Origin of the sequence: Streptomyces roseicoloratus (assembly GCF_004117935.1) — a bacterium.
Classification (GTDB): domain Bacteria; phylum Actinomycetota; class Actinomycetes; order Streptomycetales; family Streptomycetaceae; genus Streptomyces; species Streptomyces roseicoloratus.
In genome coordinates this window covers 20,174-42,490 of sequence record NZ_SDOY01000074.1, presented here as the reverse complement: position 1 = coordinate 42,490, position 22,317 = coordinate 20,174, and the positions used below count along the sequence as shown (strand labels likewise).

Annotated in this window: 19 protein-coding genes; 6 read left to right on the top strand and 13 right to left on the bottom strand. The window is 72.3% G+C overall.

Annotated elements, in window-relative coordinates; genetic code table 11:
- Nucleotides 1-54: 54 nt before the first annotated feature.
- Genes ESG85_RS06915 through ESG85_RS06905 form a run of 3 tightly spaced genes read right to left on the bottom strand, consistent with a single transcriptional unit; the run spans nt 55 to nt 3,607 of the window.
- Nucleotides 55-2,406: an FtsX-like permease family protein gene (locus tag ESG85_RS06915; protein ID WP_128977146.1), complete on the bottom strand. Its 2,352-nt coding sequence runs from the start codon at nt 2,404-2,406 to the stop codon at nt 55-57.
- On the bottom strand, nt 2,403-3,086 hold the full coding sequence (locus tag ESG85_RS06910; protein WP_128977145.1) for an ABC transporter ATP-binding protein: 684 nt from the start codon (nt 3,084-3,086) through the stop codon (nt 2,403-2,405). The genes ESG85_RS06915 and ESG85_RS06910 overlap by 4 nt, the downstream gene beginning before the upstream one ends.
- Complete coding sequence (locus ESG85_RS06905; protein WP_128977144.1) at nt 3,083-3,607, bottom strand: PadR family transcriptional regulator; 525 nt, start codon at nt 3,605-3,607, stop codon at nt 3,083-3,085. The genes ESG85_RS06910 and ESG85_RS06905 overlap by 4 nt, the downstream gene beginning before the upstream one ends.
- A 261-nt stretch (nt 3,608-3,868) precedes the next feature.
- Between ESG85_RS06905 and ESG85_RS06900 the strand changes: the two genes are divergently transcribed.
- The gene (locus ESG85_RS06900; RefSeq protein WP_128977143.1) at nt 3,869-6,070 is read left to right on the top strand and encodes a transglycosylase domain-containing protein; all 2,202 of its coding nucleotides are present in this window, start codon (nt 3,869-3,871) and stop codon (nt 6,068-6,070) included.
- Nucleotides 6,071-6,307: 237 nt separating this feature from the next.
- Here the strand turns inward: ESG85_RS06900 and ESG85_RS06895 are convergent, their stop codons facing one another.
- From ESG85_RS06895 to ESG85_RS06885, 3 genes are all read right to left on the bottom strand, one after another.
- Entirely contained in the window at nt 6,308-8,161 is a 1,854-nt protein-coding gene (locus ESG85_RS06895) for an ATP-binding SpoIIE family protein phosphatase (RefSeq protein WP_128977142.1), read from the bottom strand.
- A 301-nt stretch (nt 8,162-8,462) separates the two neighbouring features.
- Nucleotides 8,463-9,128: a cytidylyl-2-hydroxypropylphosphonate hydrolase gene (fomD, locus tag ESG85_RS06890; protein ID WP_128977141.1), complete on the bottom strand. Its 666-nt coding sequence runs from the start codon at nt 9,126-9,128 to the stop codon at nt 8,463-8,465.
- Between the two features lie 70 nt (nt 9,129-9,198).
- The gene (locus ESG85_RS06885; protein WP_128977140.1) at nt 9,199-10,593 is read right to left on the bottom strand and encodes a class II fumarate hydratase; all 1,395 of its coding nucleotides are present in this window, start codon (nt 10,591-10,593) and stop codon (nt 9,199-9,201) included.
- 152 nt (nt 10,594-10,745) lie between these two features.
- On the opposite strand from ESG85_RS06885, the gene ESG85_RS06880 reads away from it, so the two are divergent.
- On the top strand, nt 10,746-12,275 hold the full coding sequence (locus tag ESG85_RS06880; protein WP_128977139.1) for a ricin-type beta-trefoil lectin domain protein: 1,530 nt from the start codon (nt 10,746-10,748) through the stop codon (nt 12,273-12,275).
- A 206-nt stretch (nt 12,276-12,481) separates the two neighbouring features.
- Here the strand turns inward: ESG85_RS06880 and ESG85_RS06875 are convergent, their stop codons facing one another.
- On the bottom strand, nt 12,482-13,183 hold the full coding sequence (locus ESG85_RS06875; protein ID WP_128977138.1) for a lipoprotein: 702 nt from the start codon (nt 13,181-13,183) through the stop codon (nt 12,482-12,484).
- A 92-nt stretch (nt 13,184-13,275) separates the two neighbouring features.
- On the opposite strand from ESG85_RS06875, the gene ESG85_RS06870 reads away from it, so the two are divergent.
- Nucleotides 13,276-13,773, top strand: coding sequence for a hypothetical protein (locus ESG85_RS06870; RefSeq protein WP_128977137.1), 498 nt, complete (start codon nt 13,276-13,278; stop codon nt 13,771-13,773).
- A 12-nt stretch (nt 13,774-13,785) separates the two neighbouring features.
- Here the strand turns inward: ESG85_RS06870 and ESG85_RS06865 are convergent, their stop codons facing one another.
- Both ESG85_RS06865 and ESG85_RS06860 read right to left on the bottom strand, forming a co-directional pair.
- Nucleotides 13,786-14,427 carry an HAD family acid phosphatase gene (locus ESG85_RS06865; protein WP_128977136.1) on the bottom strand — a complete coding sequence of 214 codons (642 nt, stop codon included), beginning with the start codon at nt 14,425-14,427 and terminating at the stop codon, nt 13,786-13,788.
- Nucleotides 14,428-14,767: 340 nt separating this feature from the next.
- The gene (locus tag ESG85_RS06860; RefSeq protein ID WP_128977135.1) at nt 14,768-16,438 is read right to left on the bottom strand and encodes a fumarate hydratase; all 1,671 of its coding nucleotides are present in this window, start codon (nt 16,436-16,438) and stop codon (nt 14,768-14,770) included.
- 319 nt (nt 16,439-16,757) lie between these two features.
- Here ESG85_RS06860 and ESG85_RS06855 point away from each other — a divergent pair, with 319 nt between their 5' ends.
- Nucleotides 16,758-17,456 (top strand): DUF1707 SHOCT-like domain-containing protein, encoded by a 699-nt coding sequence (locus tag ESG85_RS06855; RefSeq protein WP_128977134.1) that lies wholly within the window; start codon nt 16,758-16,760, stop codon nt 17,454-17,456.
- Between the two features lie 154 nt (nt 17,457-17,610).
- The gene (locus ESG85_RS06850; protein WP_128977133.1) at nt 17,611-17,988 is read left to right on the top strand and encodes a WhiB family transcriptional regulator; all 378 of its coding nucleotides are present in this window, start codon (nt 17,611-17,613) and stop codon (nt 17,986-17,988) included.
- Nucleotides 17,989-18,283: 295 nt separating this feature from the next.
- Here the strand turns inward: ESG85_RS06850 and glpX are convergent, their stop codons facing one another.
- A complete protein-coding gene (gene glpX / locus ESG85_RS06845; protein ID WP_128977132.1) occupies nt 18,284-19,315 on the bottom strand; it encodes a class II fructose-bisphosphatase in 1,032 nt (343 codons plus the stop codon).
- A gap of 128 nt (nt 19,316-19,443) precedes the next feature.
- Between glpX and ESG85_RS06840 the strand changes: the two genes are divergently transcribed.
- The gene (locus ESG85_RS06840; protein WP_128977131.1) at nt 19,444-19,968 is read left to right on the top strand and encodes a DUF4245 domain-containing protein; all 525 of its coding nucleotides are present in this window, start codon (nt 19,444-19,446) and stop codon (nt 19,966-19,968) included.
- 56 nt (nt 19,969-20,024) lie between these two features.
- Here ESG85_RS06840 and ESG85_RS06835 read toward each other — a convergent pair whose 3' ends face one another.
- The 3 genes from ESG85_RS06835 to xseA all read right to left on the bottom strand — a co-directional run bounded on the left by ESG85_RS06835 (nt 20,025) and on the right by xseA (nt 22,236).
- Nucleotides 20,025-20,615, bottom strand: a complete 591-nt coding sequence (locus tag ESG85_RS06835; protein WP_128977130.1) for a malonic semialdehyde reductase — start codon at nt 20,613-20,615, stop codon at nt 20,025-20,027.
- Nucleotides 20,616-20,755: 140 nt separating this feature from the next.
- Nucleotides 20,756-21,001, bottom strand: a complete 246-nt coding sequence (locus tag ESG85_RS06830) for an exodeoxyribonuclease VII small subunit (RefSeq protein ID WP_128977129.1) — start codon at nt 20,999-21,001, stop codon at nt 20,756-20,758.
- A 17-nt stretch (nt 21,002-21,018) separates the two neighbouring features.
- Nucleotides 21,019-22,236 carry an exodeoxyribonuclease VII large subunit gene (gene xseA / locus ESG85_RS06825; RefSeq protein WP_128977128.1) on the bottom strand — a complete coding sequence of 406 codons (1,218 nt, stop codon included), beginning with the start codon at nt 22,234-22,236 and terminating at the stop codon, nt 21,019-21,021.
- Between the last annotated feature and the right edge of the window lie 81 nt (nt 22,237-22,317).

The following is a 22,317-nucleotide window of genomic DNA, read 5'->3' as shown; positions in this document are numbered from 1 at the left end:
TGACGGGCCCGGCGGCTCCGGCGGGCGCAGCCGCTCCGGCGGACCCGGCGCGCCCTACTCCGTCCTGAGACCGTCCGCCCGCATCAGCCGCCACAGCACCGGCAGGCTCAGCGCCGTCACCAGCGCGATCAGCGCCGCGCCGACCCCGGTGACCGGCAGGAAGACCCACCAGTCCTCGACCCGCTTGCCGATCATCCGCAGCAGGACCACGCCGAGCGCCAGCCCGCCGGTCACCGCCAGGGCCAGGCCCAGGACGATCGGCACGGCCGTCTGCCACAGCACCGACCAGACGAGCGTGGAGCGGCGGGTGCCGAAGGCGACCAGCGAGGACAGCAGCCGCCTGCGCTCGCGCAGTTGCTCCAGGGTGCCGACCAGGAGCGAGACCGCGACGAGCAGCATGGTGAGGGTGGCGCCGATCAGGATGCCGGTGCGGACGCTGGAGAACTGGGCGTCCCGCTCGAGGTCCTGCAGGGTCCGCACCCGGGTCAGCGGGTCGAGGGCGGCGACCGTGTTCCGCACGTGCTCGGCGGCGTCCGGCACCGCCGGGTCGACGCTGATCATGGCCTCGGCCTCCGGGGCGTCGAGCCGGGCGGCGTCGATCGCCCCCGGGGTGGCCACGACGCCGAACCGGATCCGCCCCATCGGGTCGAGGCGCGCCTCGACCGTGCGCGCCGACTCGGGGATGCGCCAGGTCGGCGGCGGCCCGCCCCTGTGGGTCTGCGGGTCGCGCAGGGCGACCGTCGCGCCGGGCCGTGCGGTCCGCGTGACCCAGGCGTCGTCCGGCGCGGACTCCTGGCCGTGCGGGAGGAGGACGAAGACGTCGCCGTCCGTGCACGAGGGCAGCCGGGCGAACTCCTTCAGGGAGGGGCAGTCGCCGACGAAGACCGAGGTGACGGGGGCGTAGTCCTCGCCCTTCCGCAGCGGTCCCGGTCGCCACACGTTCGACTCGATGGTGCCGGTGACCGACGTGACGCCCTTCGTCCTCGACAGCGCCTCGACGGCCCGGCGGGCGTCGTCGGCGCTCCCGGAGCCGGCCCTGGTCTCCAGCTGGGCGCGGGCGGTGTCCATGTTCGTGGGCCGCATGAAGTCGCCCTGCATCGCCTGGAACAGCATCTGCAGGGCGATCGCGCCGGCCGCGGCGACGACGATGCCGCTGACGGTGCGGGCGGCGGTGCCGCTGCTCAGCTGGAGCCTGCGGGTGGCGAGCTGCCAGGCGACCGGGCCGCCGCGCAGCCGCTTCACCAGGGCCTCCACCAGCCAGGGCAGCAGAGTGGTGAGCCCGACCAGGGCGAGCGTGGCGCCGACGGCGACGCCCGCCGTGTCGATCTCGGTGCCGGTGGCCTCGACGCCGCTGACGGACGGGACGAGCACGGCGGCGCCGGCGGCCACGAGGAGCAGCCGCCAGAGCAGCCGGCGCGGCTTCGGGGCGGCGGTGCGGACCACGCCGAGCGGTTCGACGGTCACGCCGCGCAGCGCGACGAGGCTGACCAGGACGGCCGAGACGGGCACGGCCACGACGATCACGGCGGCGAGCCAGGGCACCGGGGACACGTCGGACGGGAACGCGTTGACGTCCCAGATCCGCACCGTGCCGGAAAGCCGCCGGGCCACCGCGAAGAACCCGACGCCGACGGCGAGCCCGCCCAGCGCGCCGGCCAGCGACTCGCCGGCAGCGATCCGCCGCGTCATGGCCGCGTCCGCGCCGACGAGCCGCAGCGCGGCCAGCCGCCGGTCACGCTGCTCGCCGCCGAAGCGCACCGCGGTCGCGACGAACACCAGGACGGGCAGCAGCAGGACGACGCAGGCGATGACGACGAGCAGCAGGAGGAACGCGTTCATCGGCTCCGCGGGCACCGACCAGCCGTAACGCTCGCCGCGTCCGTCGTGGTCGTCCGTGGTGAGGAGGTCGGTGCCGGCGACGTAGCGCAGTTCGGCCGGGCCGATCAGCCCCGCCTCGCCGAGCGTGCCGGTGGCCTCGTACGGGAGGCGTTCGCGCAGGAGCGCGCCCTCGGGGGAGTCCAGCAGCTCGCGGAGGGCGGGGGAGACCAGCATCGTGCCGGGCGCGGGCACCCGCGCGGCTCCCGGCGGGACCGCGGGGCGGTCGCCCTCGGGCCGCAGCAGGAGTCCGGTGACCGTGTCGCCGCGGTAGAGGGTGGACCGGTCGGCGTAGAGAAAGGTCCCGGGACCGGGCCGCTCCACCTGCTCGCTCGCGTCGACGGAGCGGGCCGATTCGCGCACCTCGCGCTGGAACAGCATGTTCGGCAGGGAGGCGGCGACGAGCAGCAGGGCCACGCCGAGGCCGATGCCGGTCGCGGTCAGGGCCGTGCGGAGCCGGCCGCCGCGGCCGCCGGTGACGGCGAAGCGGGCACCGAGGGCCAGGTCGCGGGTCCAGGTCCGCAGGCTCATGCCGCCCACTCCGCGTCCCGGACGGAGCCGTCGCGGACCACGATCTCGCGGTCGGAGTAGGCGGCGACCCGGGCTTCGTGGGTGACCAGGACGACGGCGGCGCCGGTGTCGCGCGAGGCGTCGGTCAGCAGCGCCATGACGCGCTCGCCGTTGAGGGAGTCGAGGGCGCCGGTCGGCTCGTCGGCGAAGATCACCCGCGGTGCGGTGACGAGCGCGCGGGCGACGGCGACCCGCTGGCCCTGGCCGCCGGATATCTCGCCGGGGCGCTTCGCGGCCACGTCCTCGACCTCCAGGCGCTCCAGCCACGCGCGGGCCCGGCGCTCGGCCTCCTTGCGGCGCTCGCCGTCGAGCCGCAGCGGCAGGGCGACGTTCTCCACACAGGTCAGTTCGGGCACCAGCTGCCCGAACTGGAAGACGAAGCCGAAGTCGGAGCGGCGCAGGGCGCTGCGCTGCCCGTCGGTCATGGCGGTGAGCTCGCGCCCGTCGTAGTGGACGGTGCCGGCGTCGGGGCGGACGATGCCGGCCAGGCAGTGCAGCAGGGTGGACTTGCCGGACCCGGAGGGGCCCATCACGGCGACGACCTCGCCGGCCCGCAGGCCGAAGTCGGCGCCGGCGAGGGCGGGCGTCGGCCCGTACGCCTTGACGAGGCCGCTCGCCCTGAGCAGGGGTGCGGTGGTCATCGGCGGATCTCCTCGGCGAGCCGGTCCAGGCGGGCGGCGGTGAGCTCCAGCCAGCGCAGGTCGGCCTCCAGGTGGAACAGGGCGTGGTCGCAGATCAGCTGGTCGGCGAGGTCGCCGTCCTTCTTGCGCCGGGTGAGTTCGCGCATCAGCCGCAGGTGCTCCGAGCGCTGGGTGTCCAGGATCCCGTCCGCGCCCCGGCCGGTGAGCAGGGCCAGGACGACCTTGGTGTAGAGCGTGGACTGGAGGTAGGGCTCGGGTTTCTCGGGGGTGGCGAGCCAGTGTTCGACGTCGGTGACGCCGGCCTCGGTGATGGCGTAGCGCTTGCGCTCGGGACCGCCGCCGGCCTCGATGCCGTCGACCTCGACGAGGCCGTTCTTCAGGAGCCGGGACATGGTCGAGTAGACCTGCCCGTAGTGCAGGGGCCGATCGTGGCCGAAGCGCTCGTCGAAGGCCCGCTTGAGGTCGTAGCCGTGACGCGGGCCGGACTCCAGGAGTCCGAGGAGGGTGTGACCGATGGACATGCCGGACACTGTACACGTGGTGTATACGCACGATGTATAGCCCGTCCGGGAACCGCCCGCGCGAGTGAACGGGCAGGTGGCACCCCTCGAACGAAGGGCTGTGACCGGCGGCACACAACCATCCACGGCTCCTGAGCGTCGGTTCCGTCGGGAGTGGGTGCTGATTCTCACGCCCTGAAATGCCGGATCGATCGCCCTTTGTCACATGGGGCGGTGTTAGCTTTCCAAGCTGATTCGACGACGAGCGGAGCGAACGCGGACATGGGCCGGAACGGCAAGGGCCAGGCGAAGAAGGGCGGGCGGATACGCCGCCTGTTCACCTGGAGAAAGCTCCTGGGTACGTTCTTCGTGGGCTGCCTGCTCGTCATGGGCGCCTTCTACGTGCTCTACCTGATGGTCCCGGTGCCCACCGCCAACGCGGACGCCACCCTCCAGAGCAACGTCTACAAGTACGCGAACGGCAAGGTCCTCGCCCGCACCGGCAAGATCAACCGCGAGATCGTGGGCCTGGACAAGGTGCCGCTCGAGGTCCAGCACGCCTTCGTCGCCGCCGAGAACAAGACCTTCTACAAGGACAACGGCGTCGACATCAAGGGCACCGCCCGCGCCGCGTGGAACACCCTCACCGGCAAGGGCAAGCAGGGCGGTTCGACGATCACCCAGCAGTACGTCAAGAACTACTACCTGAGCCAGGACCAGACCGCGACGCGCAAGCTCAAGGAAATGGTCATCGCGCTCAAGGTCGACCGGAACATGACCAAGCCGGAGATCCTCGCCGGCTACATGAACACCAGCTACTACGGCCGCAACGCCTACGGCATCCAGGCCGCCGCCCAGGCCTACTACGGCGTCGACGCGACCAGGCTGACCGTCGACCAGGGCGCCTACCTCGCCTCCGTCCTCCAGGCCCCCAGCCAGTACGACTGGACCTCCGCCGGACCCGAGGGCCGCAAACTGGTCGAGGAGCGCTGGAGCTACGTCCTCGACAACATGGTCGAGGAAGGCTGGCTCGACGCCGGCAAGCGCGCCGGGATGAAGTTCCCCGCCCCGCAGAAGCCCAAGGCCCCCAAGGGCCTGAGCGGTCAGAGCGGTTACATCGTCGAGGCCGCCAACCAGGAGCTCATGCGCCAGGGCGTCAGCGAGGAGGACCTCAAGGCCGGCGGCTGGACGATCACCCTCAACATCGACGAGAAGAAGCAGAAGGCCCTGGTCAAGGCCGTCGACAAGCAGCTCGAGGACAAGATCGACCGCAAGGGCGACAAGAAGCAGGCCACCGTCCAGGCCGGCGCCACCTCCGTCGACCCGAAGACCGGCGCGGTCGTCGCCATGTACGGCGGCGTCGGCGCCACCGAGCACTGGACCAACAACGCCACCCGGCGCGACTACCAGCCCGCCTCGACCTTCAAGCCGCTCGTGCTCGCCTCCGCGATCGACAACCACGCGGTCACCCAGGACGGGCGGAAGATCGGCCTCGGCACCGTCTACGACGGCACCAGCCGGCGCCCGGTCGTCGGCAGCCCCATCGCCTTCGCCCCGGAGAACGAGGACGACCGCAGCTACGGCCCCGTCACCGTCCAGAGGGCCACCAACAGCTCCATCAACTCGGTCTACGCCCAGATGATCGTGGACGTCGGCTTCGCCAAGGCCAAGCAGACCGGCCTGGCCCTCGGACTCAAGGACGGCCCGGACTTCGGCGAGGGGCCGTCGATGTCCCTCGGCGTCATGACCGCCTCCACCATGGACATGGCCGGCGCCTACGCGACCCTCGACAACCACGGCGTCAAGGTCACCCCGACCCTGGTGAAGTCCGCCGAGCACAAGGACCGCAAGGCCGAGCCCGTGAAGTCGATCGGCGAGCGCGTCATCAGCCGCGAGGCCGCCGACACCACCACCAAGGCCATGCAGGGCGTCGTCCGCTCCGGCTCCGGCTTCCGCGCCGCCGGCGACTACCAGGCGGCCGGCAAGACCGGCACCTCCGAGAACAACCGCTCGGCCTGGTTCGTCGGCTACACGCCCGAGATCGTCACCGCCGTCGGCCTCTTCGGCGAGGACGCCAACGGCAACCAGGTCACCCTGACCAACACCATCAACCCGGGCCGCGCCAACGGCGGCCGCACGCCGGCACAGATCTGGGGCGCGTACACCACCGCCGCGCTCGGCGGCGGCTCCGACGCCACCTTCGACCTGGAGACCGACGGCACCTCGGGCGACACCGGCGCCCCGACGCCCACCGCGACCACCGGCTCGCCCTCGCCGACCGCGTCGTCCTCGGCGAGCGAGGGAAGCACCACCCCGACCCAGCCGACGACCCCGACCGGCACCACGCCGCCGCAGCCGCCCACGTCCACCGCGACGGCCCCGCCGCCGCCGACGACACCGCCGACGAAGCCGACCGAACCGACGATCGTGCCGACGCCGGACGGCGGCACCGGGATCGTGGACGGCGGCAGAGGCGGCCAGTGACGGCGGGCCGGTGACGGCGGGCCGGCTGACACCGGACCGGGTGACACCGGACCGGGTGACACCGGGCTCCTGACGTACGGCGACGGCCGGACCCCGAGCGGTGGGGTCCGGCCGTTGCCGTATGGAGGTACGGAGCGTGCGGCACGTACAGGGAACGCCGTACGGGTACGGGCTCGGCGTGCGGCCGGCTCGGCGGGTGGCGGGTACAGCGGCCGGCCGGCCCGGCGCGCGGCCGGCTCAGCGCGTCGCCAGCTCGAACCACACCACCTTGCCGCCCGACAGCCGCGTCGCGCCCCAGCGCCGGGCCAGCCGGTTCACCAGGAACAGCCCGCGCCCGCCCTCGTCGGTCTCCCGTGCCCGCCGCTGCCGGGGCAGCTGCGGGGAGTCGTCGCCCACCTCGCAGCGCAGCACGTCCGTCTTGAGCAGCCGCAGCGTCACCGGACGTTCCGCGTACCGCACCGCGTTGGTGACGACCTCGCTGATCAGCAGCTCCACCGAGTCCGTCAGGTCCTCCAGGTCCCAGCGCGCCAGCGCCCGCCGGGCGAGTCGGCGGGCCCGGCCCGGGGCCGCGTCCTCCGGCTCCAGGAACCAGTACGCCACGTCGCTCGGCGCGATCCCGTCGAAGCGGGCCGCGAGCAGCGCGATGTCGTCGTCCCGGTCGCCCGGACCGAGCATGTCGAGCACGTCGTCACACAGCGCCTCCAGCGGAGGCGAGTGGTCCGGGCCGGTCAACTGGGCCGTCGCCGCGAGCCGTTCGCGCAGCTGCTCGATGCCCGTCCAGACGTCCCGCAGCCGGGACTCCACCAGGCCGTCCGTGTACAGGAGCAGGGTGGCACCGGCCGGCGCGTCCAGCTCCACCGCCTCGAAGTCCACGCCGCCCACCCCGATCGGCGCGCCCGGCGGCACCCGGAGCACCTCGGCCCGGCCGCCCAGGTGCAGCAGTATCGGCGGCGGGTGGCCCGCGTTGGCGATGGTGATCCGGTGCGAGACCGGGTCGTACACCGCGTACATGCAGGTGGCCATGCGGTTCTCGCCGAGCCGCTGGGCCTGCTCGTCCAGGTGGTGCAGCACCTCCTGCGGCGGCAGGTCGAGCCCGGCCAGGGTCTGCGCGGTGGTGCGCAGCTGGCCCATGATCGCCGCCGAGGTCATGGAGTGGCCCATGACGTCGCCGACGACCAGGGCGACCCTGCTGCCCGGCAGCGGGATCGCGTCGTACCAGTCGCCGCCGACCCGGGCCGTCTCCGCCGCGGGCAGGTAGCGCGAGGCGAGCCGTACGCCGGTCGGCTGCGGCAGCGAGTCCGGCAGCATCGTGCGCTGCAGCTCGTCCGCGATGTACGCCTCGCGCCCGTACAGCACGGCCTTGTCGATGCCGAGCGCCGTGTGGGTGGCCAGCTGGGCCGCCACGAGCAGGTCGTTCGGCTCGAAGCCGGCCCGCTCGGGGCGGCGCAGGAACACCGCCGCTCCGATCACCCGGCGCCGCCCCCGCAGCGGCGCCAGTATCGCCCGCTGCCCGCCGGGCACCGGGTGGTCGGGGCCGAGCAGCTCGGGGAGCGCGGCGCGGGCGGCGGGCGAGTCGCCCGGCACCGGCCGCACCCCGCGCAGCACCTCGGCCAGCGCGCCGCCGGAGCGGACCTCGCACAGCTCGGCCGCGGGCGTAGGGTCGGGGTCCGGCACGAGGACCAGGTCCTCGCCCTCCACGTCCGCTAACCGCAGCCGGTCGGTGCGGCGCAGCCGCAGCACGAACGGCTCGGCCGGGCGCTCGTCGCCCACCGGCAGCGGGTCGCGCAGATAGACCAGGATCGCGTCGGAGAAGGTGGGGACGGTCGCCCGGCACAGGCCGAGGACGATCTCGTCGAGGTCGAGGCCCCGCGCGATCCGCCGGGTCGCGGCGCCCACGAACCGCAGCCGCTCGCCCTCGCGGCGCGCCGACGCCCCGTCAGGTGACGTCATGCCGCCGCCACCTGGCGCCGGTGCGGGCACGGCGACGGCGGCCGCGGGCGCCGTCGCCGCCTCCTGACGGGGGCGGGTGCGTTCCTGCGGCCGGTCGGCCATCGCCTTGCGGCCTTCGTGGGAGGTGGGATGCTCCGTCACGCCTGGGATTCCGTCCGTCCGGGCCGGTGGTGCGTTGCACGCGCTCTTCTCGCCGATGCCGCGCCTTCGGCGGGCCTAAACCACCGGCACGAGGTCGATGGGGAGGAGGGGGACGGGGTGCCCGCGCGCAGGTCCGGCACTGCTCTTCCCCCTCATGAAGCAATCTGGATGACGTGTGGTCAGTTCCTGCGCCGTGCCGGGTGTATGACGTGCCGTCGGATCGTCCGGGTGCGGTCGGGTCCGGTCGACCGACGTGCGGAGGACGATCCTACGTTTGCACCCGGGGGGCGCATCAAGAGTCTCATGGAGCCGTGTGCGCCGGAGTGCGATCCCAGTCGGCGGGCAGCTCGGGCACCGGCCACGCCGGGTCCGGGCGCCAGTCCTCCCAGCCGTCCGAGAACGGCGGGCCCCAGGCCCGGATCAGCTCGACGGCGGCACCGCCGGCCTCCTGGACCCGGGCGGCGAGTGCCGCGTCCATCAGACCGGCCCGCTGGGCCTGCGCGAACTCGTCCTCGTCCCGCCACAGCCAGCTGCGGTCGGGATAGACGGAGATGTCGAGGAAGTGGTCCTCGGAGTCGATCCCGCCGGACCAGCGGGTACGGGGCTCCTCCAGGTTCACGTACCAGCTGCGGAAGCGCCAGCCGCGCTCCCAGAACAGCCACACCGACCACGGGTCGGCGGGCCTGGCGAGCTTCAGCACGCCGGTGCCGTGCCACTGGGCGCGGACGGTGGTGCGCGGCGCCGTGTAGCGGGTCGCCAGGGGCTCCTCGTGGACGGGCGTGCCGTCGGCCAGGACCGGTTTCACGCATTCGGTGCCGGGTGCCATCCAGACCGCGAGCAGCTCAGGGGTGTCCTGGACCACGGTCACCGGGCGGCAGATGTGCACGTCGCCGGTGCCGTTGTCCCGATAGCGCCAGAGGATGTGGTCCCCTGGCGCCCAGTGCTGGGGGCGGCCGGATCCTGTCATGCGCAGATCTTAGGGGCGGGCCCCCGGCACCGCTGCGGCGAAGGTCACGGATGAGTCAGGGGCGCCCGGGTCAGGGCCGTGTCATGCGCAGGACGTCGAGGGCCTCGTCGAGCTGTTCGGCCGTGAGGTCGCCGCGCTCCACGTAGCCGGACTCCAGGACGACCTCGCGGATGGTCTTGCGCTCGGCCAGCGACTTCTTGGCCACCTTGGCGGCCTCCTCGTAGCCGATGTACTTGTTCAGCGGCGTGACGACGGAGGGCGAGGACTCCGCGTACTCGCGGGCCCGCTCGGCGTTGGCGGTGATTCCGTCGACGGTGCGGTCGGCGAGCAGCCGGGCCGCGCCGGCCAGAAGGCGGACGGATTCCAGCAGGTTCTTGGCCATGACCGGCAGCATGACGTTGAGCTCGAAGTTCCCGGCCGCGCCGGCGACCGCGACCGTGGTGTCGTTTCCGGTCACCTGGGCGGCGACCATGAGGACGGCCTCGGGGATCACCGGGTTGACCTTGCCCGGCATGATCGACGAGCCGGGCTGGAGGTCGGGAAGGTTGATCTCGGCGAGGCCGGTCCGCGGGCCGCTGGCCATCCAGCGCAGATCGTTGGCGATCTTCGTGAGCGATACGGCGATGGTCCTGAGCTGCCCGGACGTCTCGACGAGCCCGTCCCGGGCGCCCTGCGCCTCGAAGTGGTCGCGGGCCTCGGTGAACGGCAGGCCGGTGGCGCGGGCGACCTCGGCGATGACGGCGGCGGAGAAGCCGGGCGGCGTGTTGATGCCGGTGCCCACGGCCGTGCCGCCGAGGGGCAGTTCGGCGAGTCGGGGCAGCGCGGAGCGCAGTCGCTCGATCCCGTACCTGACCTGGGCCGCGTAGCCGCCGAACTCCTGGCCGAGGGTGACCGGGGTGGCGTCCATGAGGTGGGTGCGGCCGGACTTCACGACGCTCGCGAATTCGGCTGATTTCCGCTCCAGGGAGGCGGCCAGGTGATCGAGGGCCGGGATCAGGCCATGGGTGACGGCGGCGGTGGCCGCGATGTGGATGGAGGACGGGAAGACGTCGTTGGACGACTGCGAGGCGTTGACGTGGTCATTGGGGTGGACGTCCCGGCCCAGGCGCTCGCCGGCCAGGGTCGCGAGCACCTCGTTGGTGTTCATGTTCGAGGAGGTGCCGGAGCCGGTCTGGAAGACGTCGACCGGGAAGTGCTCGTCCCAGCGCCCCTCGGCGACCTCCTCGGCCGCCTCCTGGACCGCCCGCGCGATGTCCCCGTCCAGCACGCCGAGCTCGGCGTTCACCTTGGCGGCCGCGGCCTTGATCCGGGCGAGCGCCGCGATGTGGGCGCGCTCCAGGCGCTGGCCGCTGACGGGGAAGTTCTCCACGGCGCGCTGGGTCTGCGCACGCCACTTGGCACGGGCGGGGACCCGGACCTCGCCCATGGAGTCGTGCTCGACGCGGTAGCCGTCTTCGTTGCTCATGGTTCGTCAACTCCTAGCTGTGTCGTGCGCGGGGCGTGCCCCCGGACTCTCCGAACGCCCCGAAAAAGATGAGCACTTGTCTTGTTCGACGTATTCCCAAGTCGCTTACCGGCCAGTAAAAACCGTGGGTAACCCCACTTCCAGGAGGCGCAATGACGCGCACCAGGCACAGACTCCGCTGGCCGGTGGCGGCCCTCGCCGCCGCGGCGGCCGCCCTCGGCAGCATGACGGCCGCCACCCCCGCCGCGGCGGCCGACACGAGCACCACGGCCGGAATCACCTCCGTACCGCTCCCGCCCGCGCTGGAGGCGATCCGGGCCGCGGAGGCCACGAAGATCTACGGCAGCCCCGAGGAACGCCCGCTCGACCAGCGCAAAACCGGGCTGATCTCCCTCGGCGACAGCGAGATCTCCGGCGAGGGCGTCGGGAACTACGACCCGGCGACCAACACCTCGTCCAACCAGTGCCACCGCTCGCCCGACACCGCGATCCACCGCACCGGAATCCCCGCGGACCTCACCTTCAACGTGGCCTGCTCCGGCGCCTACTCCGGCAACATCCGCATCGGCGGCACCAAGCAGTACGCCGACGAGCTCGTCCAGAGCGACAGCCTGGCCGTCAAGGCCCGCAACACCCGCATCAAGATGATCGTCCTGGTCGCCGGCGCCAACGACGACCTCCAGTTCGGCCCCGTCATGACCGACTGCGTCACCCGCTGGATCCTCAGCCAGGGCGCCTGCGAGCCGAAGTACGCCCCGGGCTGGCAGGCGCGCGTCGACGGACTGCGCCCGAAGGTCGAGGCCACCATCGGCGACCTGCGCACGGTCATGCGCGACGCCGGCTACGCGGACGACGCGTACAAGCTCGTGGTCATGGGCTACCCCAGCCCCATCGGCCCCGACTTCTCCGACAACCCCGACTTCCCCGGAAAGCTCCCCGGCGGCTGCGCCGGCTACGACTCCGACGCGAAGTGGGGCCGCAACCACGCCGTCCCGGCCTTCGAGAAGGGCATGCGCGCCGCCGCCCGCAACACCGGGGCCGTCTACCTGGACAACTCGCGGCTCTTCCACGGCCACGAGGTCTGCATGGAGGACGCCTGGGCCCGCGGCCTCTACCTCGACCTCGGCGACCACTTCCCGTGGGACGAGAACACCGCCCGGCAGTCCTTCCACCCCAACTACCGCGGCCACGGCGCCTTCGCGTCCTGCCTCACCCAGCTCTACGGCTCCGGCCTGCGCGAGGCGAGCTGCGCGGACGTGAACTCCACCGGCCGCCCGACGCTGTTCCCGCTCGCCTGGGACGACGCGTACCGGCCGCTGAGGAACGCGGCCACCGGCAACTGCCTGGACCTGAACGCCTCGGCCTCCGCCAACGGCACCGCCGTCCTCGGCTGGGACTGCCACGGCGGCCGCAACCAGGGCTGGTGGTACGACTCCGCCCGCGGCACCCTGCATACCGAACTCACCCAGGACCGCTGCCTGGACGTCCCGGGAGCCGCCTACGAGCCCGGCAAGGCGCTCATCGTGTGGAACTGCAGCGGCGCGACCAACCAGAAGTTCGTCCGCGACGGCGCCACCGTCCGCCCGGCCGCGGCCACCGGACTCTGCCTGACCCAGGGCGCGGCCAGGCAGGCGATCCGGCTCCGCGCCTGCGACGGCTCGGCGAACCAGCGGTTCGCGTAGGGCCACGGGCCGTACGGCCGCGCAGCCCCGGCCGCACGAACGCCGCGGCCCCTCGTCCGGTGCGGGACGGGGGGCCACGGCTCGGGGCGGGGCGGGGTGGGGCGGGGTGGGGCCAGGCTTCCGGACCGCGGCCTCCGGCGGGGGCCACGGCTCCGGACCGGCCTGCCGGCGTCAGGACACCGCCGTGACGCCCGTCGCGACGCCCGTCACGACGCCTTCAGGGACGACTTCGCCAGCCGGTACGCCGGGAGCATCGCCCGGTGCTCCTCCGAGTCGAGCCCGCCGAGCTGGACGACGACCACGCCCTTCGGCGTCTCGACGGCGAAGGCGCGCTTGTCGCTCGTCTCCTCCATGACCTCGCTGTAGACGGCGTACGTCACCTCGACCGCGGGCAGCGCGCCCGCCTTCGTCTCCGTGTAGACCGCCTTGCGCGAGCCCTCCTCCGCCTTCACGAAGGACTCGAGCGTGCCCCGCACGGGGCCCTTGGGGGCCGTCCACACGCGCAGGAAGCCGATGCTGCCGGCCGGCTTGGCGTCCACCTCGCAGACCGCCGTGGCCGGTCCCTGACGGTAGAGCCCTTCCAGGAGGTCGGCGACCTCCGGGTCCGCGGGCGCGTCGATCGCCTTCGGCTTCCAGTCCTTGGCGAGCGAGAAGGTGACCGGCAGGGTGCATGCCGTCCCGGCTCCGCCCAGCGCACCGGCGGGCGCCGCGGCGGCCCCGTCCTCCGCGGGGGCGGCACCCGGCGCGCCGGACGCGGATGCGGTCGCGGTCGCGGAACCGCTCGCGCCGGCGGCGGGGGCCGCCGGGTCGGCCGTCTTCGCGCCGGTCCCGCAGCCGGTCAGCAGCAGCCCGGCGGCCGCCAGCAGGGTGGCGGGGACCGCCGTACGTATCGGTGCTCTCTCTGGCATGCGCCCATCATCCACGACGGGGTGCGGCCCCCCTCGGGCGGCCGGACAATGGGGGGCGGGCTCGGGGAACGCCATCCCACGGGAGGCAGGACATGATCCGCAGCTTCAGGAGGGCCGGCGCGCTCGGCGCTGCCGCGATCGCGGCCGTGACCTTCGCGTCCGCCGCCCCGGCGTCCGCCGCGGCGAGCAGCAACGGACTCGAGTTCACGCTCTACGCGAAGGAGGTCCCCGTCCAGGGCGCCGACGAGAGCGGTCCGGCACCCGAGGTCGGGGACTCCTTCGCCTTCGCCGACGACCTGTACAAGGCCAAGGGCGGCGACCAGGTCGGCCGCGACGGCGTGATCTGCACGGTCGTCCGCACGGGTGCCCCGGGCGACCTCGTGTGCGTCGGCACCTTCGCGCTCACCGGCGGTCCCGGCGGCCAGCTCACCGGCCAGACCCTGGTCTCGTTCGACCCCTCGGACGAGGCGCCCGCCGCGTTCGACATCGCCGTCACCGGCGGGACCGGCGACTTCAAGGACGCGCGCGGCTGGATCCGCTCGACACCCGACGGCGACTACTCACGGCTGGACTTCCACCTGAGCCGCTGACGGCGTTCCGGACTACGACAGCTTGCCGCCGTAGTCCGGCAGCTTGAAGGCGCGCTCGGCGTGGCCGCCGGACAGGTCGGTGGTGTTGTTGCCGATGTTCGCGATGATCGTGTAGCCCTTGGCCTCGATCTCCGCGCGCTTCGCCGTCTTGTACGCGCCCACGTCGGAGAACAGGTCGGGCAGCGAGCGCACGTACAGACCGTTCACGGGGTAGCCGGCCTGCTTCAGGTTCCAGTCCGTCAGGGAGTAGATGATCCCCGGGCGGGCGGTGACGAAGAAGACGGCCACGCCGCGGTCGTGGGCGTCGCGCACGAGCTCGCGGATCTCGGGGATCGCCGGGGTCGGCAGCTCCCAGAAGGGGTGGAAGTCGGTCTCCAGGGAGCTGTTGTCGATGTCGAGGACGATCGCCTGCTTCTCCCCGCCGGCGTCTTCGGCGCGCTCCTCGATGTACGGCCGGGCCTCGGCGACCACGGCCGCCACGTCCTTGCGCCAGGTCCGGTAGTCGATGTCGTGGAGGGCGGCCGAGGAGGTGTGGTGGCCGTCCGGGTCGGACGCGGACGCGGCGGGCGCGGGACCGACGACGAGGAGGGCCGTCAGACCGAGGACGGCGGTGGTCCCGGCGGCGGCGCGCCTGATGAGGGGGGTGGAGGGCATGGGGGGCTCCCGAGTGGTCGACCGACGTTGGTTGACATGCTCGCGTCTCATACTGACGAGTAGGTGGCCGATCGGCTACCGGTCGGTAGCGACTTTCTGGCGAAACTCGACGCCCGCCTGACACATCCTCAACTCCCGCCGCCACGACACCTCCTCGACTCCGCCGCCGCGACCCCTCTTCCAACCCCGCCGCCAGGAGGCTTTCTCCAGCCCCGCCGCCACGACACCCGCGAACGACGAACGCCCCCCGGTCCGGAGACCAGGGGGCGTTCGGGTGCCAGCCGTCAGCCGTCAGCCGTCAACCGTCAGGCGTCCGGCGTCAGGGCCGCAGCCGTCAGGGTCAGGCGAGACCGGGGCCGCGCACCGGGATGTGCGTGAACGTCGGCTCCGGGGCCGGGTTCTGGAAGAAGTCGTTGCCCTTGTCGTCCACGACGATGAACGCCGGGAAGTCCTCGACCTCGATCTTCCAGACCGCCTCCATGCCGAGCTCCTCGTACTCGACGACCTCGACCTTCTTGATGCAGTCCTGCGCCAGGCGGGCCGCCGGGCCGCCGATCGAGCCCAGGTAGAAGCCGCCGTGCGAGCCGCACGCGTTCGTCACCTGCGGGGATCGGTTGCCCTTGGCCAGCATGACCTTCGAGCCGCCCGCCGCCTGGAACTGCTCCACGTACGAGTCCATCCGGCCGGCCGTCGTCGGGCCGAAGGAGCCGGAGGCGTACCCCTCGGGGGTCTTCGCCGGGCCCGCGTAGTAGACCGGGTGGTCCTTCAGGTACTGCGGCATCTCCTCGCCCGCGTCCAGGCGCTCCTTGATCTTGGCGTGCGCGATGTCGCGCGCCACGACCAGCGGGCCGGTGAGCGAGAGCCGGGTCTTGACCGGGTACTTGGTCAGCTCGGCCAGGATCTCGTCCATCGGCTGGTTGAGGTCGATCTTCACGACGTCGCCCGACTCGTCGAGGTGCTCGTCGGTCGTCTCCGGGAGGAAGCGCGCCGGGTCGGTCTCCAGCTGCTCCAGGAAGACGCCCTCGGCGGTGATCTTCGCGACGGCCTGGCGGTCGGCCGAGCAGGACACGGCGATGGCGACGGGCAGCGAGGCGCCGTGGCGGGGCAGGCGCACCACGCGCACGTCGTGGCAGAAGTACTTGCCGCCGAACTGCGCGCCGATGCCGATCTTCTGCGTCAGCTCGAAGACCTTCTCCTCCAGCTCCTTGTCCCGGAAGCCGTGGCCGGTCGCGGCGTCGCCCTCGGTGGGCAGCTCGTCCAGGTAGTGCGCGGAGGCGTACTTGGCGGTCTTCAGGGCGAACTCGGCGCTGGTGCCGCCGACGACGATCGCCAGGTGGTACGGCGGGCAGGCCGCCGTGCCGAGCGAACGGATCTTCTCCTCCAGGAACTTCATCATGGAGGCCTCGTTCAGGACCGCCTTCGTCTCCTGGTAGAGGAAGGACTTGTTGGCGGAGCCGCCGCCCTTGGCCATGAAGAGGAACTTGTACGCGCCGCCGTCGGTCGCGTACAGCTCGATCTGCGCGGGCAGGTTCGAGCCGGTGTTCTTCTCCTCCCACATGGTCACCGGGGCCATCTGCGAGTAGCGCAGGTTCAGCTTGGTGTAGGCGTCGTAGATGCCCTTGCTCAGGGCCTCCTCGTCGCGGCCCTGCGTGAGCACGTTCTGGCCGCGCTTGCCCATGACGATCGCGGTGCCGGTGTCCTGGCACATGGGCAGGACGCCGGCGGCGGCGATGTTCGCGTTCTTGAGGAGGTCGAGCGCGACGAACTTGTCGTTGCTCGACGCCTCCGGGTCGTCGATGATCTTCCGCAGCTGCGCCAGGTGGGCCGGGCGCAGGTAGTGCTGGATGTCGTGGATCGCCTCGGCGGCCAGCTTGCGCAGCGCCTCCGGCTCGACCTTGAGGAACGTACGGCCGTCGGCCTCGAAGGTGGAGACGCCTTCGGAGGTCACCAGGCGGTAGGGCGTGGTGTCCTCTCCCAGGGGGAGCAGATCGGAGTACGCAAACTCTGGCATGACGGCGGCCATTCCTCACTCGGCAGACAGCGGCGCCGCCTCCGTTGGCGGCGCGCACTCCAGCGTAAGACGCGGGGACGGCGGCGATCCTGTGAGGTAAGGCTCACTAGCCGCCGGGGACCCTGCCGGAATGGCGCATGGCGCATGGCGCATGGCGCATGGCGCGTGGCGCATAGCGCGTGGTGTGTGGTGTGTGGTGCGGTGGCGGGGGTCCGAGGGGCCGGGGCGCGTTTCCCGTCCCCGGATGACGTGCACGTCGTCCACGGACACGAGCGCTTCCCCTGGTCGCGATCTATCGCGTTTCGCTAGGCTGAGGCTCGTGGACCTCGAAAAGCAGCCCCAGCAGCCGCCCGCCTCCGCGCCACGGCCGCCCGGCGTGGCCGACCCCGAGGGTTCGCTGCGCGCCTCGGACGCGGACCGGGACCGCATCGCGGACATCCTCGGGGACGCGCTGGCGGAGGGTCGGATCGACCCCGAGGAGCACGCGGAGCGGATCGACGCCGTGTACCGGGCGAAGACCATGGGCGAGCTGGAGCCGATCGTGCGGGACCTGCCCGCCGCCCGGCCCTCCCGGGCGCCGGCGGCCGCGCCGGTGTACGGGCCGGGGGAGGTCGAGGGCGCCGCGGACACCATGGTCGCGGTCCTGTCCGCCTCCACCCGGAAGGGACGCTGGCGGGTGGGGGAGCGGACCAACGCCATCTCGGTGCTGGGCAGCATCGAGATCGACCTGACCGAGGCGATCTTCGCCCAGCGGCTCACCGTCATCAACGTGACCTCGATCCTCGGCAACGTCGAGATCCGCGTTCCGGAGAACGTGACCCTGCGGGGCAACGGCACCGGGATCTTCGGCAACTTCGAGGTCGTCACACTGGAGGGCGCCGACCCGGAGGCCCCGGTCGTGGTGGTCAACGGCTACGCGCTGTTCGGCAACGTGGAGGCCCGGCCCAAGCGGGGCAAGTGGGTCACCAACCTGCAGAAGCAGGTTCAGGACAAGTTGCGGAAGCATCTCGGCCACTGACGGCCGTGTTCCACTTCTGCCGGTGACCGGAATTCGTCGCCCGCTGTCCGTCCTGCGGAACGGCACGGCACGCAGTGCATAGGCGCGCGCACAGCGGGTAGGGCTGGTGCATCGTCGCTCGCACGCCCACGGAAGCCGTCGTCAGGAGTAGACCGTGCTGCACTCGCCGCATCAGCCCCTCCGGGTCGCCGCCGCCGTGCCGCCCCAGCGCACCACCCCCGCTCGGGAGGACGAGGCCGGTCCCTGGCACACGGAGGCGGTGTGCAGGAGGGACGAAGCCGGGCTGTTCTTCGCCCCCTCCAAGGAACCCACCGCGGCCCGGCTCTCCCGCGAGGAGGCCGCGAAGCGGGTGTGTGCCCGCTGCCCCGTGATGGTCGAGTGCCGCGAGCACGCCCTGCTCCAGCCCGAGCCGTACGGGGTGTGGGGCGGGCTCACCGCCGCCGAGCGCCGCGTGGTGCTCGCCCGGCGCCGCCGCCGCGAGGTCGAACTGCGCAAGGCCGCCGCGGCCGAGCGGACCGAGCGGATCGCCTAGACACCCCCACGGCGCGGCGGCCCTCGTCGTCCGCCGCCGGCACCAGTGCCGTACGTACGGGAAGGGGCGCCCCACCGCACATGGGGGCGCCCCTTCCCGTACCGCGTCGGGCCCGGCTCGGTATCGCCGCCGGGGCCGGTTCCGTACCGCCGTCGGAAGTCCGGTCCCGTACCGCCGTCGGGTCCGGTTCCGTACCGCAGTCGGAAGTCCAGTTCCGTACCGCCGTCGGGTCCGGTTCCGTACCGCCGTCCGGCCCGGCGGGTGTTACTTCGCCCTGGCCTTGCCTTGCTTCGCCCTACTTCGCCCGGTCGAAGTCGATCTTGCTGTAGGCGCGCAGCTTCGCGAGCCGGTGCGTCGAGTCGATCTGGCGGATCGTGCCGGACTTCGAGCGCATCACCAGCGACTGGGTGGTCGCGGTCTCCGAGCGGTAGCGCACGCCGCGCAGCAGCTCGCCGTCGGTGATGCCGGTGGCGACGAAGAAGACGTTGTCGCCGGCGACCAGGTCGTTGGTGGACAGCACCCGGTCCAGGTCGTGGCCCGCGTCCAGGGCCTTCTGGCGTTCGGCGTCGTCCTTGGGCCACAGCTTGCCCTGGATCACACCGCCCAGGCACTTTATGGCGCAGGCCGAGATGATGCCCTCGGGCGTGCCGCCGATGCCCATGAGCAGGTCGACGCCGGTGCCCTCGCGGGCGGCCATGATGGAGCCGGCCACGTCGCCGTCGGAGATGAACTTGATCCGGGCGCCGGTCTCGCGGATCTCCTTGACGATGCCCTCGTGGCGCGGGCGGTCCAGGATGACGACGGTGACGTCCTCGGCGTTCATGCCCTTGGCCTTGGCGACCCGGCGGATGTTGACCGAGACGGGCGCGTTGATGTCGACGAAGTCGGCGGCCTCGGGGCCGGTGACCAGCTTGTCCATGTAGAAGACCGCGGACGGGTCGAACATGGAGCCGCGGTCGGCGGCGGCGAGGACGGCGATGGCGTTCGGCATTCCCTTGGCGTTCAGGGTGGTGCCGTCGATCGGGTCGACCGCGATGTCGACCTCGGCGCCGGTGCCGTCGCCCACGCGCTCCCCGTTGAAGAGCATCGGGGCCTCGTCCTTCTCGCCCTCGCCGATGACGACCACGCCGTTCATCGAGACGGTGGAGATCAGGGTCCGCATCGCGTTGACCGCGGCGCCGTCCGCGCCGATCTTGTCGCCGCGGCCGACCCAGCGGCCGGCGGCCATGGCGGCGGCCTCGGTCACCCGGACGAGTTCCAGGGCGAGGTTACGGTCGGGGGCCTCGGGGGAGACCTCGAGCTCGGGCGGCAAGTGGTGCTCGGTCATCGGAGCGCACCTTTCTGTACGGCGACGGCCGGAAGAAAAAGAGGGTGCTGCGACTCTATCGTCAGGTCGACAAATTGAGCAGAGGGCCCCACGTATGAGCACGAACCGTGGATGCGACCATATGGGGCGTGGCAGGTATGCGAGGCAGGCAGACGGTACGCGGGATGTTCCAGTCCCTCGGGGTGATCATGGTCGCCGCGGGCGTGATGTATCTCTTCATCCCGCACGACGAGAAGGCCGACCCGGTCCAGGTGAAGGACTACCGGGTCGAGCTCCTGACGGCACAGCGGGCCGCGCCGTACCCGGTGCTGGCCCCCGAGGGTCTGGGTGACGACTGGAGGGCCACGGTCGTCTCGTACCGGCGCGAGGAGCACGACGCCTGGAAGCTGGGCTTCCTCGACCCGGACACCCAGTACGTGTCCGTCCAGCAGTCCACCGAGGACCCGAAGAAGTACGTGCCCAAGGTCACGCTGGAGGCGAAGAACACGGGCAGGACGGAAACCGTGGCCGGCCGGGTCTGGCAGCGCTGGGAGGGCCGGAAGTACGACGCCCTGGTGCGCACAGAGGGCGGCGCGACGACCGTCGTGACGGGCACGGCCTCGTTCGACCGGCTCGCCCAGATGGCGGGCGCGCTGCAGTCGAAGAAGGTCTGACGGCAAAGGGAAGGGCCCCCGGTGCGATGCGCGCCGGGGGCCCTTCCGCATGCCCGTCAGACGGTGGTGATGACCTCGTCGAAGGCCAGGCGCGGGGAGCGCGGGAACCAGGCGTCCTCGCCCGGCTTGCCGATGTTCACGACCATCAGCGGGGTGTGGTCGTCGTCCAGGAACTCCTTCTGGACGCCGGCGAAGTCGAGGCCGGTCATCGGGCCGGCGGCCAGGCCGGCGGCGCGGACGCCGACGATGAAGTACGCGGCCTGGAGGGCGGCGTTCAGCACCGCGGACCGCTCGCGGACCGGGCGCTCGGCGAAGAACATGTCCTTGGCCTGCGGGAAGTGCGGGAGCAGGGCCGGCAGCTCCTCGTGGAACTCGTTGTCCGCGGCGAGGATCGCGACCAGCGGGGCGGCCTTGGTCTTGGCCTGGTTGCCCTCGGCCATGTGCTTGACCAGGCGCTCGCGGGCCTCGGGGGAGCGGACCAGGGTGATGCGCAGCGGGTTCTGGTTGAAAGCGGTGGGGCCGAACTTGACCAGCTCGTAGATCGCGCGCACCTGCTCGTCCGTCACCGGCTCGTCGGTGAACGTGTTGGCGGTACGGGCCTCGCGGAAGAGGAGGTCCTGGGCGGCGGGGTCAAGGGCGAGAGACATGCTGCGTACCTTCCGGACTGCAAGGGGTTCGCTCGCGGGGTTCGAGCGATGTCCCGACAGTACGCAGGCAGTAGGTGAAATTTCAACTACTCTAACCGGATAGTGATCCGCTTCACACGGGCTCGGCCTGACCTGCGACGTCACTCCCCGCCCGCGCCCTCCACCGCCTCGTCGGCGGCCCGCTCGGTCGCCAGGGAGGCGTCCAGCCGCGCCCGGGCCCCCTCGAGCCAACGCCGGCACACCTTGGCCAATTCCTCGCCGCGCTCCCACAGCGCCAGCGACTCCTCCAGGGTCGTCCCGCCCGCCTCGAGCCGCCGCACGACCTCGATCAGCTCGTCCCGCGCCTGCTCGTAGCCGAGCGCGGTCTCCGCGTTCCCGCCTGCCATGTACTCCACCTTTCCGATCAGGCCGGGTCGGCCGTGCGCCGCACCCGGAACTCGCCCGCGGCCACCCGGGCCCGCAGCTCCTCGTCCACAGCGACCTCCACCGGGTCCCGCACCACCGAGCCGTCCGCCCGCTGGAGCACCGCGTAACCCCGCTCCATCGTCGCCGCCGGGGACAGCGCCCGGACCCGGGCCCGGGTGTGCGAGAGCTCCGAGTCGGCCCGGTCGAGCAGATGCCCCAGGGTCCGCCGGCTGCGCGCCAGCAGCGCCGCCAGCTCCTCCTCGCGCACCTCCACCATCCGCTGCGGATGCTCCATCACCGGCCGCCCCAGCGCGTGCGCCAGCCCGCGCTCCTCGCGCTCCAGCAGACCCCGTACGCACCGCAGCGCCCGGTCCCGCAGCCCCCGCACCCGCTCCAGCTCCTCGCCCACGTCAGGGACCACCTTCTTGGCGGCGTCCGTCGGAGTGGAGGCCCGCAGGTCCGCGACCAGGTCGAGCAGCGGCGAGTCCGGCTCGTGCCCGATCGCCGACACCACGGGCGTACGGCAGTCCGCGACCGCCCGCACCAGCTGCTCGTCCGAGAACGGCAGCAGGTCCTCGACGCTGCCGCCGCCCCGCGCGACGACGATCACGTCCACGTCCTCGTGCGCGTCCAGCTCCTTCACGGCCTGGATCACCTGCGGCACGGCCCGCACGCCCTGCACCGCCACGTTCCGCACCTCGAACCGCACGGCCGGCCAGCGCCGCCGCGCGTTCTCCAGCACGTCCCGCTCGGCCGCCGAGGCCCGCCCGCAGACCAGCCCGATCAGCTGCGGCAGGAAGGGCAGCGGCTTCTTACGGTCCAGCGCGAACAGCCCCTCGGCGCCCAGCGCCCGCTTCAACTGCTCCAGCCGGGCGAGCAGCTCCCCGATCCCGACCGGCCGGATCTCCGCCGCCCGCAACGACAGCTGCCCGCGCGGCGCGTACCACTCCGGCTTCGCGTGCACGACCACCCGCGCACCCTCCGACACGACGTCGGCGACGGCGTCGAAGACCTGGCGGTAGCACGTGACGTTGATCGAGATGTCGTACGAGGGGTCCCGCAGCGTCAGGAACACCACCCCGGCGCCAGGCCGCCGCGACAGCTGCGTGATCTGCCCCTCGACCCACACCGCCCCCAGCCGGTCGATCCAGCCCCCGATCAGCCGCGACACCTCGCCGACGGGCAGCGGCGCTTCCACCGACGTGTTCAGACCCATGCGCCGAGCGTAACGGCCCCGTACGACAGCGGACCCCCGACGGCGGCGAAGCCCGTCACCGGCCTGCCCACCTCACCCGCG